The 12,261-nt window shown below is 48.9% G+C and carries 15 protein-coding genes; 13 read left to right on the top strand and 2 right to left on the bottom strand.

Annotation, left to right across the window (positions count from 1 at the left end; all coding sequences use genetic code 11):
• The first annotated feature begins 16 nt into the window (after positions 1-16).
• The 12 genes from infA to IKG78_RS10160 all read left to right on the top strand — a co-directional run bounded on the left by infA (position 17) and on the right by IKG78_RS10160 (position 8,620).
• Positions 17-235 (top strand): translation initiation factor IF-1, encoded by a 219-nt coding sequence (gene infA / locus IKG78_RS10215; protein ID WP_014546098.1) that lies wholly within the window; start codon positions 17-19, stop codon positions 233-235.
• A 25-nt stretch (positions 236-260) separates the two neighbouring features.
• Positions 261-377, top strand: coding sequence for a 50S ribosomal protein L36 (rpmJ, locus tag IKG78_RS10210; protein WP_014546097.1), 117 nt, complete (start codon positions 261-263; stop codon positions 375-377).
• A 9-nt stretch (positions 378-386) separates the two neighbouring features.
• Complete coding sequence (gene rpsM, locus IKG78_RS10205) at positions 387-755, top strand: 30S ribosomal protein S13 (RefSeq protein ID WP_072799956.1); 369 nt, start codon at positions 387-389, stop codon at positions 753-755.
• A 26-nt stretch (positions 756-781) separates the two neighbouring features.
• On the top strand, positions 782-1,204 hold the full coding sequence (gene rpsK, locus IKG78_RS10200) for a 30S ribosomal protein S11 (RefSeq protein WP_290943009.1): 423 nt from the start codon (positions 782-784) through the stop codon (positions 1,202-1,204).
• Positions 1,205-1,222: 18 nt separating this feature from the next.
• Positions 1,223-2,197 (top strand): DNA-directed RNA polymerase subunit alpha, encoded by a 975-nt coding sequence (locus IKG78_RS10195; RefSeq protein WP_290943005.1) that lies wholly within the window; start codon positions 1,223-1,225, stop codon positions 2,195-2,197.
• Between the two features lie 2 nt (positions 2,198-2,199).
• Positions 2,200-2,673, top strand: coding sequence for a 50S ribosomal protein L17 (gene rplQ / locus IKG78_RS10190; RefSeq protein WP_290943003.1), 474 nt, complete (start codon positions 2,200-2,202; stop codon positions 2,671-2,673).
• 190 nt (positions 2,674-2,863) lie between these two features.
• The gene (locus IKG78_RS10185; protein WP_290943000.1) at positions 2,864-4,039 is read left to right on the top strand and encodes a polysaccharide biosynthesis/export family protein; all 1,176 of its coding nucleotides are present in this window, start codon (positions 2,864-2,866) and stop codon (positions 4,037-4,039) included.
• Between the two features lie 3 nt (positions 4,040-4,042).
• Positions 4,043-5,245, top strand: coding sequence for a Wzz/FepE/Etk N-terminal domain-containing protein (locus tag IKG78_RS10180; protein WP_290942998.1), 1,203 nt, complete (start codon positions 4,043-4,045; stop codon positions 5,243-5,245).
• Between the two features lie 20 nt (positions 5,246-5,265).
• Complete coding sequence (locus tag IKG78_RS10175; protein ID WP_290942996.1) at positions 5,266-6,591, top strand: O-antigen polymerase; 1,326 nt, start codon at positions 5,266-5,268, stop codon at positions 6,589-6,591.
• A gap of 292 nt (positions 6,592-6,883) precedes the next feature.
• Positions 6,884-7,801 (top strand): hypothetical protein, encoded by a 918-nt coding sequence (locus IKG78_RS10170; protein WP_290942994.1) that lies wholly within the window; start codon positions 6,884-6,886, stop codon positions 7,799-7,801.
• Positions 7,802-7,846: 45 nt separating this feature from the next.
• Positions 7,847-7,987 carry a hypothetical protein gene (locus IKG78_RS10165; RefSeq protein WP_290942992.1) on the top strand — a complete coding sequence of 47 codons (141 nt, stop codon included), beginning with the start codon at positions 7,847-7,849 and terminating at the stop codon, positions 7,985-7,987.
• 186 nt (positions 7,988-8,173) lie between these two features.
• Positions 8,174-8,620 carry a GNAT family N-acetyltransferase gene (locus IKG78_RS10160; protein ID WP_290942990.1) on the top strand — a complete coding sequence of 149 codons (447 nt, stop codon included), beginning with the start codon at positions 8,174-8,176 and terminating at the stop codon, positions 8,618-8,620.
• A gap of 134 nt (positions 8,621-8,754) precedes the next feature.
• On the opposite strand, the gene IKG78_RS10155 is transcribed toward IKG78_RS10160, so the two are convergent.
• Positions 8,755-9,990: an oligosaccharide flippase family protein gene (locus tag IKG78_RS10155; protein ID WP_290942988.1), complete on the bottom strand. Its 1,236-nt coding sequence runs from the start codon at positions 9,988-9,990 to the stop codon at positions 8,755-8,757.
• Positions 9,991-10,170: 180 nt separating this feature from the next.
• On the opposite strand from IKG78_RS10155, the gene IKG78_RS10150 reads away from it, so the two are divergent.
• A complete protein-coding gene (locus tag IKG78_RS10150) occupies positions 10,171-10,578 on the top strand; it encodes a hypothetical protein (RefSeq protein ID WP_290942986.1) in 408 nt (135 codons plus the stop codon).
• Positions 10,579-10,655: 77 nt separating this feature from the next.
• On the opposite strand, the gene murJ is transcribed toward IKG78_RS10150, so the two are convergent.
• On the bottom strand, positions 10,656-12,251 hold the full coding sequence (murJ, locus tag IKG78_RS10145) for a murein biosynthesis integral membrane protein MurJ (RefSeq protein WP_290942984.1): 1,596 nt from the start codon (positions 12,249-12,251) through the stop codon (positions 10,656-10,658).
• Positions 12,252-12,261 lie beyond the last annotated feature (10 nt).

Below are 12,261 nucleotides of genomic sequence, written 5' to 3'. Positions count from 1 at the left end.
GCAGGATGGCATCCTAGTGGCTAAAGAAGAAGGTATACAAGTAGAAGGCGTTGTGCTGGAAGCACTCCCCAACGCTTTCTTCCGTGTTCAACTCGGAAATGGTCACGAAATCCTTGCTCACGTATCAGGAAAGATGCGCCGGCATTTTATCAGAATCTTGCCGGACGACAAAGTGTTGGTCGAGATTTCCCCGTACGATTTAAATCGCGGGCGAATTACTTACCGTTACAAGTAATAGGTATCAAAAGAAGGTCAAACCTATGAAAATCAAAGCCTCCATTAAACCCAGATGTGAAAACTGCAAGATCATCCGTCGTAAGGGTGTATTGCGCATCATCTGTTCGAAGAACCCCCGTCACAAGCAGAAGCAGGGATAAGGAGATCGTATGGCACGTATAGCTGGTGTCGATTTACCGAAAAACAAGACTGTTGAATACGGTCTGACGGCAATTTATGGTGTCGGTCTGTTCACCGCTAACAAGGTCTGTGCTCAGCTGGGCATCGACAAGAACAAGAAGTGTGACGACCTGACTGAAGAAGAACAAGGTAAGATTCGTCATCTCCTCGAAGACGAATACTCTGTGGAAGGTCAGCTCCGCGCAGAAATTACCCTGAACATCAAGCGTTTGCAGGATATCGGTTGCTATCGCGGCATCCGCCACCGCAAGGGCCTCCCGGTCCGCGGTCAGCGTTCCCGTACCAACGCCCGCACTCGTAAGGGCCCCAAGAAGACTGTGGCTAACAAGAAGAAGTAAGGAGATTCATCGTGGCTGAAGAAGAAATCAAGGAAACTGCTGCCGCTGCTGAAGCTCCGGCTGCAACTGAAGAAGTCAAGGTTAAGAAGGGCAAGAAGCGTATCGACATCCAGGGCATCGCCTGCGTGTTCGCTTCCTTCAACAACACAATCGTTTCTATCACCGACGCTCGCGGCAACGTGGTCGCTTGGGGTTCCCCGGGTAACTCCGGTTTCAAGGGCTCCCGCAAGAGCACGCCGTTTGCAGCCCAGCTCGCCGCTGAAACTGCTGCCCACAAGGCATTCGACCTCGGCATGCGCAAGGTGGACGTTCGCGTCAAGGGTGCCGGTGGTGGCCGTGAATCTGCCGTCCGCGCTCTCAAGAATGCGGGCCTCGAAGTTCTCTCTATTCGAGACGTGACGGGCATCCCGCACAATGGTTGCCGTCCTAAAAAGAAGAGAAGAATTTAATCCAAAGAGGTATCGCCAATGATGTGGAAATCACTTCAGATGCCGCGCAGCTTCCAGAAAGTGGAAACCGGCGAAGATGGCCGCTACGCCAAGTTTGTCGTAGAAGCCTTGGAACGTGGCTGGGGTATCACCCTCGGTAACGCTCTCCGTCGCGTGCTCCTCTCCTCTCTGCAGGGTGCGGCTATTGTCTCCGTGAAAATCGAAGGCGTTGACAAGGAATTTTCGACGATTCCGGGTGTGAAGGAAGATGTCACTGACATTATCCTGAACCTCAAGAGCATCCGTGTAAAGCTCCTGTCTGATCACGACGAAACCCTTCACTTGGACATGTCCGGTGATGGCGAAGTCACGGCCAAGGACTTTATGGACAATCCCAATGTCACTATCCTGACTCCGGATGTTCACATTGCGACATTGAACGGCAACGCTTCTCTGTCGCTGGACGTGAAGATCTCCTGCGGTCGTGGTTATGTTGTTGCTGACGAACTCAAGGACAAGGACGCTCCGATTGGCGTTATCGCCATGGACGCGAACTTCAACCCGGTTCAGAAAGTCGCAATGCACATCAGCGATACCCGCGTTGGTCAGAAGACGGATTACAACCGTCTGGAACTTGAAATTACAACAGACGGTTCCATTGACCCGGAAGACGCTCTTGCATACGCTGCAAAGCTTCTTGTGGATCACTTGGAAATCTTCATCAACTTCGAAGGCGATCTCGAAAGCCCCGAAGAACTTGAAATGGATGAAGAACGTCAGCGTATCGCCAACCTCCTCCGCATGCGTGTGGATGACTTGGAACTTTCCGTTCGCTCCAGCAACTGCCTCCGTATGGCCAACATCCATACCATTGGCGAACTTGTGCGCAACAAGGAAAACGATATGCTCAAATACAAGAACTTCGGTAGGAAGTCCTTGGTTGAACTTAACGAGGTGTTGACGTCGATGGGCCTTTCGTTTGGCATGGACGTCGATGATTACTTGAAGGATTAAACATGAGACACGGTGTAAAAAACAAGAAACTGGGTGTTAACGCCCAACACAAGCGTGCCATCCTCCGCGCCCTCACCACTTCCATCATCGGTATGGGCATGGAAACGGATCAGAACAAGCGCTATGTGCGTACCACTCTCCACAAGGCTAAGCTTGTGCGCAGCTGTGTAGAACGCATGATTACCTACGCAAAGAAGGGTGACCTTTCTGCTCGTCGTGAAGCTGCTCGCTTCATTATGGACCCGAAGGTTCTCCAGGATTTGTTCAACACGATCGGTCCGCGTTATGCAAACCGCAACGGCGGTTACACTCGCGTACTGAAGCTTGGGCCCAACCGCGCCGGTGACGCTGCTGAAATGGCTTTGATCGGTCTCGTTGAAGACGAAATCGTTGCAAAGGCCAAGAAGGCTGCTGAACCTGCCAAGGCTGACGCTGCTGTTGACATGGTCGAAGGCGAAGGCAAGTCCGCTAACTAAGATCAAAAACGGTCAACCGCTTTTAAAAGGGACATGGTTTTTATGCCGTGTCCCCTTTTTGCATTCATAACTAATGACCAATGACTATTGACCAATAACTAATGACTATTGACCAATAACTAAAAACTTATTCCCGCATTTTTTGTATTATTACATAACTAATTTATCCTTTCTCTATTGCAGAAAAATTATGCGTTCTTTTTTTGTCTGTATCCTTTTGGCTTGTATATGTGCCTTTGCATCAGAATCCATGTTTGGCAATTCGGGTTCAAGAAGTTTGGTCCTTGGCGATGGTTCTTCTACGCGTGGAACAGCATCGCTTACGCCGATGTATGCCGAAGTTGCGGTGGATTCCAATTATGTCATTGGTCCGGGCGACTTTTTGGACTTGATGCTGGAAGACAAGTATCTTTCGATTCAAGTTTACCCGGATGGACGTGTCGCCGTCGAGGAATGCGGTGCCGTGGATGTGGGCGGCAAGACTTTTGGCGAAGCACAGAGGCTGATTCTGGATTTGGTGTCCAAGAAGTACAAGCGTGAATTCTGTTTTGTGCAGCTTGCGGCCTTGAAGAAATTCCGCGTTAACGTGATGGGCGCTGTAGGTCTCGTCGGGCAACATATTCTCGAGCCCCAGACGAGGCTTAGCTGGTTTCTTCGCGCTATTGGAGGGACGCTCCCGAATGCGAATTCGGAAGATGTGCAGGTTATTCGTGGCAAGGATACGATTCACGTGAATTTCGCGGACATGACGACGAATGGAAATTTTGAAAACGATGTCATGCTGGAGCAGGGGGACAAGATTTTCGTGCCGTTCATTCCTATGGGCGACCATATCACTTTGATGTTCCCCGGATTCAGGACGAGTGTCGCTTACCGTGCAGACAGGACGCTTCAGGATTACTTCGATCTTGCTGGAGCGAACAGGATGCACAATTTCGGCTACAAGGCTGTATGCGTTCGTGAACCGGACCAGGATCCGCGCTGGATTACTCTCTCCGAAATGAAAACCACGATTGTGGCTCCGAATACGGAAATAGAGTTCTTCGTCAAGGAGCTGTTTGTTTATGTGGGCGGCGCAGTGAACTATATCGGGCGTTATCCGTACAATCCGACGTGGCATGCCATTGATTACATCTCGTCGGGCGGTCTTAATACGATTACGGGTTCCTGGAGTCAGGTCAAGGTCTGGCGTGGCGACAAGTTGAAGGCTATGGATATCAACGTGGCCACGGATCCGGTTTTGCCGGGTGATGTCATCGAGATTCCCAAGAGCCATTACGAATCGTTCAAGGACTTTACCTTGTTCATGGCTTCGCTCCTGAGCGTGATTTCTTCTGCGTTCATCATTTACGTCAACTACAAGTAATTTATGGAAAAGCAAGAGTCTATCGGTTTTGTTGAAATCTGTTTGCGGATTTTGAATAACGACTTGAAGCATTTCAAGTTAATCGTCGCATGCGTGCTTATCCCGACTATTGTCGCGTTTGTCTTGGTGATGTGGGTCGTGAAGCCCAAGTATGCCGCATCGGCGATTGTCACTCCGCCGGCGAATTCGCAGTCTATGGCGGGAGCGCTGAGCGGTATGCTGGGGGGTGCTTCCGGCATGAGTTCGCTGCTTGGCTTGTCGGAAACGAGCGAGGACGCGAATGCGGTGTGGACGATTCTCAATTCTTGGGAATTGCATGACATGGTCATCAATAATTTTGACCTGGCGAGACATTACGAATTCAAGGGGAAGTTCCATGCGGACCTGTTGAGGGAATTCCGCAAGAATTTCGGTCTCGAACTCAACAAGGAGGAGATGTTCTCCCTCTATTACAAGGATACGGATCCCAAGCTTGCGGTCGAGGTCGTGAAGTTCATGCTCGCGAAGGCGGACTCCGCGTTCAATGCGTTCAAGACGAGGCAGGCTCGCCAGTCCAGAGAGTATTTCCAGTCCAGGCTTGATTCTTGTGAACATGTGCTTGATTCGTTGCTCAAGGATTTCGTCAATTTCCAGGTGACGAACAACGTGTATGAACCGAGTATTCAGCTCGAAGCTACAATCAAGTACTTGAGCGAATTGCAGGCGATGCGCGAAGAAGTGAACATGGAGATGAATTTTGAAAAGCTGGACCGCGGCGAGAATAGCAAGCGCTACCAGGAACTTTCAAAGCGCATGAAGGGAATGAATTCAGCTTTAGGCGGAACGCTCAAGGGCAAGCATAGCGACATCGGTATCTTGGAACTCAAGAAGTCTCCGGAGCTTTATTCGGAATACCTGAGGCGTGAAGCCGAAATCCGCATCCAGGAAGCGATGTACAAGGTGCTGCGCCAGCAGAGCGAACAAATGCGCATGGAAGAGGCGAAGATGCTCACGAACCTCCATGTGCTTGAACCGCCTTGGGAAAACGACAAGAAGATTTCTCCGAAACGTGGGCTGATTCTTGTGTTTACCGTATTCTTTTCGTTCTTCTTTGCATCGCTTTTCTGCAACTTTATCGAATTCATGCGTTCGGAAAGCCGCACGAACAGCAGAACGGGTGCCGAGTGGAATTTCTTTGTCGGTAAAGTCTGCTTCTGGCGTAAATAGTTTTTGAGGCGATTGGCATTATGGAGGCGTTGCTTGCTCATCCAGAATCGAGCGTGATGTTTGCGCTTGCTGTCGTCGCCTTGGTGCTGGTTTCCATTTTCAAGGAAGATTTTTTCCGCCCATCGACTCTGTACTTTTTAGTGCAGATGGTAATGCTCGGCGTTTCGTACTTGCAGTTCTTGCCGGAAATGTCGGATTTCAATTATTCGACGTGGCTTGTGTGGGGCGGTGGCATGTTCTGCTTTGTAGCCGGGTGCTTCATGACGGATTTTGCTTGGCGCTCTTTGGGCGGACCTCCATTGCAGGATAAGTTATCTGTACATGGCGAGTATAACTGGGTCTGCCATTTTTTCCTTAGTTTTTCGGCATTCGCGTATTTCTTTGTGGGCGTCATCGGTGTCATTTCGGTGGCGGGGAATCTTGTGCTCTTGACCGACAATCCTTCGATATGGCTTACGGGCAAGGACAATAACGTGCTCCGGTTCGCGGACTTCTTTACGTCGGGCGCGATGGTGGTCGGGCTTTTTGCAGTCGCATCGTTCAAGTCGATGAACCCGGTGCGGTGGGTGCGTTATGCGTCGCGGTTCATGGTCGCCTTTACGATTTTGCTTTCGTTCATGACATACCCGAGCCGAGGCATCAATATGCTTTGCATAGGCATGTTCATTATTTTGTTCAACTATTTGCGCGGACGTTTTTCGTGGCGCTCGCTTTCCGTAATGACGATGCTCGCCTGTATCTTTTTTGTGGCGGTAGCCTCGCTCAAGGGGCAGTACGGGAATTCTGACATTACCGATAGCAAGATTGCGAGGGAAGTGGCGCTTTTGCCGTACAAGTACGTGGCGAACAATTACTGGAATTTGGATTATGCGTTCAATCGCTGGAGCGACATTCCCGAACATGAATGGACTTACGGTATCGATGCGTTTTACGGCATTACGCACTTGATGCACATTGGCGATGGCTTGCAGCAGAGCTTTGGATGGGATACGCCTTTCAACGAAAGCATCGTGAAGTATCCGGGACTCAATACGATACCTTATCTGTGGGATGCCTACAAGGACTTCGGACTCCCCGGAATATTCCTGTTGCCGTTTTTCTTTGGCGTGGTCTTTACGTTCTGTTATCATAAAACGGCGGTTGCGAAAAGTCCGCTGACGCTCCTGTTGACGGCGACGTTCATGATGTGGATTATTTTGTGGAACTTTACGACAGGTTACAAGCAAAGTATGTACTGGGTGTGGATGTCGTTCTTTTTCTTTGTCTGTACTGTCAGCAGCGGCTCGCGTTCAATATTGCCCGCTGACCCTGAAGTCGTGGGCGAAGTAGAAGAGAAAACAGTTTAGTGTTTTGTCATGCCCGTCCCGGAACAAGTCCGGGATGACAATCGGGCATCTCCTTTTTTGCCGTCATCCTGACGCCGTAGGCGGAAGGATCCAGTGAATATTGACGTCATCCTGAACCCGCTTCTTCGTCACCCTGAGCAACGCGATATACGAGACTTGGGGCTTCAGCCCCTTAGTGGAGTTAGGTTCGAAGGAGCAGGGTCCAGTAAAGTCTAGTTATTGCATAAAACACTTTTTTATATAAATTTATAATAGAAAGGTTTAAACATAGGAAAACCTTTTATGGAAAAAAATGAACAATTTTGGATTTGAAAAGTTGCTCGCTGTTTTGGCAGTTGCCTTCGCATGCGTATGCATGTGGGGGTGCTCGGATACGGAGTTTCGTTGGAATGACGTGCGAAGCGGTGCTAAAGTTGTTGGTTTTGTAGATGATTCGCTTGTAATGGTTGGCGATTATCGTTGCTGGACTGAAATTACGGATGGCGTGGGAGCTAATTATAAAGATATAGATGGTTGCGGACAAGAAAGATTGTGTGTCTATAATTATCGTGTTCAAGAAGATGGTCCCCGTTGGTGTGATTCTCTTTCTGATCGAAATAGTACAGGAATCTTTGGCATGGAAGTACATAGTACGAGACCGTCAGGGCAAATGACGGATTCTGTAATATGGGGTGGGCATATAGACAATTCGATAAGATTGTGGAAGATTGGGGAACTTCCCCATGAAATTAGGTTGAATAAAAAGATGGAAGGTTGCTCGGTTGACTTTACTGTGCAGTCTGTCAAACAGTGGTTTGACGGGACGTTTATTGCGAAAAGTGATCGTTCGTTGAGTGCTGGTGATGATAATTGTCAATATGCAGTTTTGGATACGGTTTCAAAATTAATTATTTACAAACGTTTGGATGAAAAATTGGAGTGGATTAAGAAATGTGATGACGTGAGGGCTTGGGGTCAAAACGCATACTGTCTGTTTTTTAATAAGGAAGAACGTAGTTCTTCTCTATTCAGAAATGATACACTTATACATAAATTAGAGAATGATTTTTCTTGGACGGCAGGAGCGAAGCTGAGTTTTCAAGGATATATGCTTTTGTTGGAGCGTGATGTTTGTCAGATTGTTGGAACCGGCATAGAATGTTTTGCTTCTGCATCGTCAGAAGGTGCTTTTTTTAAAAATAAATTAGAGAATACGTACATTGATTATTAGGAAGCGAAAGTGTCGATGTATAAAGATTTTAGGATTAATTTTTTTATGAAAAATATAATTGCATTGATGATGACTTTAGTCGTTGTTGGTTGGTCCATCCCTAAGCCAATGGAAAGTATTACGAATTACAATGTGATGCTTATTCATGGAGCTTATGGTTCTGAACAAACGCTGAATGTGAAGTAGCGCTAGGTAAAACTTATGGGTTATATTATCGATTTCTTGATAGACTTTGTGTTAGATCTTGTATCTCTGTTGCTCAGTTGGCGACATTTGGTGATATTATTGTTTATCGTGGCTTTGGGCTACTGTATTTATGAATTTTTGTTGCCGTTGTTTGGCTAGGCGTCTTGAATCAATAGGAATTATTTTATGGATATTAAAGTTCTCCGTGCGACAGAGGAATGGCAACGTGCCGGTGCGTATTCCGTACGCATCCAAGGGATGAATCGTCAGCACCATATTCCGTTGCGAGATGAATTCGACGAGCACGATTGCGACGGTACAAAGTACATTGTGCTTTTGGATGACGGATACCCTGTGGCGACGTGTCGGTTTTACGAACTCAGTACGAAGTGTGCGACGATTGGTCGCGTTGTCGTTTTGCCGGAGTACCGTGGGCAAAAGTTGGGGGCCAAGGTCGTTTGTGAAGCGGAAAAGTGGATTGCGGAATGCGGCTATACTGAAATTGCAATTGACAGCCGCTTGGAAGCTATTGGCTTTTATGAAAAACTAGGGTACAAATTAATTGACAGTGATGTCGTGAAAAGCGGCGCCTTCGATTGCGTAAGAATGCGGAAGGAAGTGGCGTCATCCTGAAAGGCGGAACCTTGAAGGGAGTCTCCTAACGGAGGATGACGGCTTCGAACGATTATTGACTAAAGACCATTGACTAGTAACTAGCTACACCTGTTTACTAGCCACTAACCACTGTTTACTGCGGCAAAGCCGCGTCACCACTTCATTCTGCGTTTATGTGCGAAATACCCGAACAAGATTGCGGTAATCACGAGGTCGCCGGTGAGGGCGAATAGGGGAATCATGGCATTTTCGAGATACATTCCGGCAAGGCCGCAGGCGATGATGTTCGAGGCTCCGCCAATGCTGACCATGATGGCGTAGGCGCGTGTCGCATGTTCCTTGAGGAGTGTCGAGATGAGCGTGGTGCGTGCTGCCTGGAAAATGAGCGAGAACGAAAGTATCTGTAAAATGCTAGCGCTTGTCTGTAACGAAGTGTCGGTCCACGGGGCGGCAAAGAATAGAATCTTTAAAATCCACGAGGGGAATAGCCATAGAGGCGCAGAGCACACGGCGATGAACAGCGTGAATACCGCGATGTCCTTGATATGGAGATTCTTGTCGTGCGTTGAGTGGAGCGTGATGAGGTTCGACGAGATGAAGTGCACCATGATGCTCGAACAGAGCAATAGAATTTTGTGACCGAAGTTATAGCAGCCGAGGAATTCGACACTTGCAAATTTATCAGCAACGTAGAGGCCGACGGGCAAGTAGGCGAATGCGGCAAAGCTCGAAATGGCATACGGAATGCCTGCCTTGATCATGAGACCGATAAAGCGGAACGTGCGCCGTGTGATTTTTAAAAGGTGTGCGTGGAACGCCTGCGTCACGCCATAGAAGAATGCGGGGAGTGCGGCAAGCACCATCGCAAGTGCAATAAGTTCGATGCGTTCAATCTTGAAGTAGAGAAGGGCTAAGCCCATGACGGCGGAATACGAAATCGTGTGCAGCACCTTCGAGACAAAAAGCCGCTTCCAGAATTTTCCGCAGATGAAATACCAATCGAAAAAGGCGTGCTGGAAAACGAGCCCGAACGTGAAAATGAGTTCGCCGTAAAAAATCGGGTGGTTATAGCGGAACGCGAATGTGAAAGCGGCCATGAGGAGTGCTGCTACTATTGCAGAAAAAAGTCGCAGTTGGAGGATGCTCCGGAATAGTGAACCGTTTGTGGCTCGGCTTCCGAAAAAGGCAAGGATGAGGGTTGTCATGCCGAAATCCGCAATGGCGCAGAAAATCGAGTAGTCGGTCTGCAAAAGCCCAAAGTGTCCGTAAGAGGCAGTTCCCAAGTTTCGTGCAATAAAGTTTTGCACGAAAAATGAAATTCCTTGAATAAGGAGATTTACAAATGCGATGAAAACGCCGATTTTTATATTGCGGAACGCTTGGAACATGGAAGTAAAGATACAAAAGAGTTTTAACGGCGAGTCATCAGTAGCGAGTTATGAGAGTGTGTTAGGTGAGGGTCTTTGTTTGTTGATCCTGATGACCTCTGATCTCTTTTTTTTGCTGGTTTATCGCTAATTTGGTGTGTATTTATTGGCGAATTTGTAAAGTTGGTTTATATTAGGGCTATGAGTTTATTGAAGTCCGTCATTTGCGTTTTGCTCGTGCTTAGCCTAGTCGGTTGTGCTGTGAGCCGTAACCCGAACCCCGTGATTCGTTACGGGGCGAATACGGGCGCGACTATGGCGGTGCCTGGAATGGCTGGACTTGTTGTTATTGGCGCTTGGGCCGCAGCTTTGGATGAAGATGATGACGGCGATATAGATGATTGCGATTCTAAATGTTCTGAAAGCTTTTTGACGGGGATTGGAATTACGGCGGGAACTGCTTTGGCCGGTTTTGTTGTAGGAGCTTTGCTTGGTGGAACTGTGGGGTTCTTTAAATGGATGTTCAACGGATTCCAAGATGACGTTATGGAACCGGCACCGGATTCTCAGGAAAATGTTTTGCCTTTAGAAAAAAAAACAAAGCCCTGATTACTCGTCTGAATATGCCAAATACAAGAAGCAGAAACGCCGCTCAAACCGCTAGCTTCTCGGTTTAATCTTAACTTCTAAACCCGTTGCAAATGCAGTTTGCGGAGAACTTTGCCTAAAAGTTCGTTCAAGATGTCCTTGGCGTCTTTGCTGCCGAGGTAGCGCTGGACGATTAGCGTGAGCGTAAAGAGCGCAATCCCTGCGGCGCAGGCATAGATCACGAGCGTTGCAAAGCCTGTGTTGCGGACAAAATCACCCGAAATGTGATCGAGGCCGATGGCGGCTGCAATCATGATGCCGAAGGCAACGAGGGCGCGGAACATGTTCAACAGTGCGTCCTTCATGCCGTCGGTGCCGTTCTTTTTGGCCCACATGAAAATCATCGAAATCACTTGCAGAATGGCGCCTGTTGCGCCGATAATCGGGACGCTCTTGATGCCGAGCCCTACTTCAGGTTCGCCGAGCAGAATGTAGGCGGGGATGGTTGCTGCGAAAATGCCGGTGTTCAAAAGTGTCGGGACCCACATGCGTTCGCAAGCGTAAAAGCTGCGGACAAGCACGGCTTGCAAACAAAGTCCAAGGCTTACGGGCAAGTACCAACGGAGGATTTCAGAAATCGCTTCGGTCGTTTCGCGGTGGAACGCACCGCGTTCAAAGAGAATTCGCACCGCAGGGAAGCTGAGCGCCCACACGGCGACGACTGCCGGAATCAAAATGCAGAACATGCGCGAAAGGCTCTTCCAGATTTTGCGGTTGAGCTGCGGAAAATCGCCTTCCTTGACGAGACGCGCCATGTCGGGGTAGCTCGTGACGCTGACCGAGAATCCAAAGACCGCGACGAGCGTGTACATGACGCGGTAAGCGTAGTTGAGGCTCGAAATTCCGCTTGTGCCGAAGTTTGCGCCAAAGCTACGGATGATAAATTCAAGGCCGAACATGGAGCCCACGCCAAGAGACATCGGGAGCATCATCTTGAAATAGCGGATGATGTCCGGGTGCTTGGGTTCCACGATAAGTTCGTAATGGACCCCGCCGCGTTTGGCTCCAAAAATTTGGAGGGCGAAAAATCCGATAAATGCGCCGACCGGAACACCCCAGGCAAAGCCCGAGAGACCGTAATCGTTGCCGGTATATTTGCTGAGAGCAATCCCTGCGGCACCGCCACCGACAATCGCTATGTTATAGATGAGGCCCGTGAGGGACGGAATCAAGAATTGCTTGCGTGTGTGCTGGACTGCAACGAGGATGCTCCCTACGAAAATGAAGATTTGCCCCGGCAGAATAATGCGGCCATAATAAGTGGCTCGTTCCAAGAGTTCGGGCGTTACTCCATCGACCGTCAATAGCGCGATAAGCTCTTTCATCCAGATGAACGCCGGAATCACGAGAATGAGGAGTGCGATTCCGAATGTGTTCAGCACGTTGCTGAAGAACTTCCATCCGCCACGCTCGTCGCCTGTGACTTTGTACCCTGTGAAAATCGGGATGAAGATGATGGAGAGGAATCCGGTGCTTACGATATGGTTCAGGATGTCTGGAATCATGAACGCGAGGTCGAGAGCGTTTTTTTCGAGCGACACGCCGGCGGCGTGGGCGAGGAGCATTTCACGGAAAATTCCGAGCACGCGACTAACGAGCATGCTCACGGCGACAATAATAGCGGCTTTATTCATGGATGTGTAA

The organism is Fibrobacter sp., assembly GCF_017545445.1.
In the GTDB taxonomy this organism is placed as follows: Bacteria; Fibrobacterota; Fibrobacteria; order Fibrobacterales; family Fibrobacteraceae; genus Fibrobacter.
Note: the sequence above shows the minus strand (reverse complement) of the source record. Positions and strands in the feature narration are given on the sequence as shown.

What these genes read in the sequence shown, in the direction of transcription:
- murJ (WP_290942984.1), bottom strand. Translation starts at nt 12,251, where the DNA reads ATGAATAAAGCCGCTATTATTGTCGCCGTGAGCATGCTCGTTAGTCGC.
- IKG78_RS10185 (WP_290943000.1), top strand. Translation starts at nt 2,864, where the DNA reads ATGCGTTCTTTTTTTGTCTGTATCCTTTTGGCTTGTATATGTGCCTTT.
- rpsM (WP_072799956.1), top strand. Translation starts at nt 387, where the DNA reads ATGGCACGTATAGCTGGTGTCGATTTACCGAAAAACAAGACTGTTGAA.
- IKG78_RS10170 (WP_290942994.1), top strand. Translation starts at nt 6,884, where the DNA reads ATGAACAATTTTGGATTTGAAAAGTTGCTCGCTGTTTTGGCAGTTGCC.
- IKG78_RS10180 (WP_290942998.1), top strand. Translation starts at nt 4,043, where the DNA reads ATGGAAAAGCAAGAGTCTATCGGTTTTGTTGAAATCTGTTTGCGGATT.
- rpmJ (WP_014546097.1), top strand. Translation starts at nt 261, where the DNA reads ATGAAAATCAAAGCCTCCATTAAACCCAGATGTGAAAACTGCAAGATC.
- rplQ (WP_290943003.1), top strand. Translation starts at nt 2,200, where the DNA reads ATGAGACACGGTGTAAAAAACAAGAAACTGGGTGTTAACGCCCAACAC.
- IKG78_RS10195 (WP_290943005.1), top strand. Translation starts at nt 1,223, where the DNA reads ATGATGTGGAAATCACTTCAGATGCCGCGCAGCTTCCAGAAAGTGGAA.
- IKG78_RS10175 (WP_290942996.1), top strand. Translation starts at nt 5,266, where the DNA reads ATGGAGGCGTTGCTTGCTCATCCAGAATCGAGCGTGATGTTTGCGCTT.
- IKG78_RS10150 (WP_290942986.1), top strand. Translation starts at nt 10,171, where the DNA reads ATGAGTTTATTGAAGTCCGTCATTTGCGTTTTGCTCGTGCTTAGCCTA.
- IKG78_RS10165 (WP_290942992.1), top strand. Translation starts at nt 7,847, where the DNA reads ATGAAAAATATAATTGCATTGATGATGACTTTAGTCGTTGTTGGTTGG.
- IKG78_RS10155 (WP_290942988.1), bottom strand. Translation starts at nt 9,990, where the DNA reads ATGTTCCAAGCGTTCCGCAATATAAAAATCGGCGTTTTCATCGCATTT.
- IKG78_RS10160 (WP_290942990.1), top strand. Translation starts at nt 8,174, where the DNA reads ATGGATATTAAAGTTCTCCGTGCGACAGAGGAATGGCAACGTGCCGGT.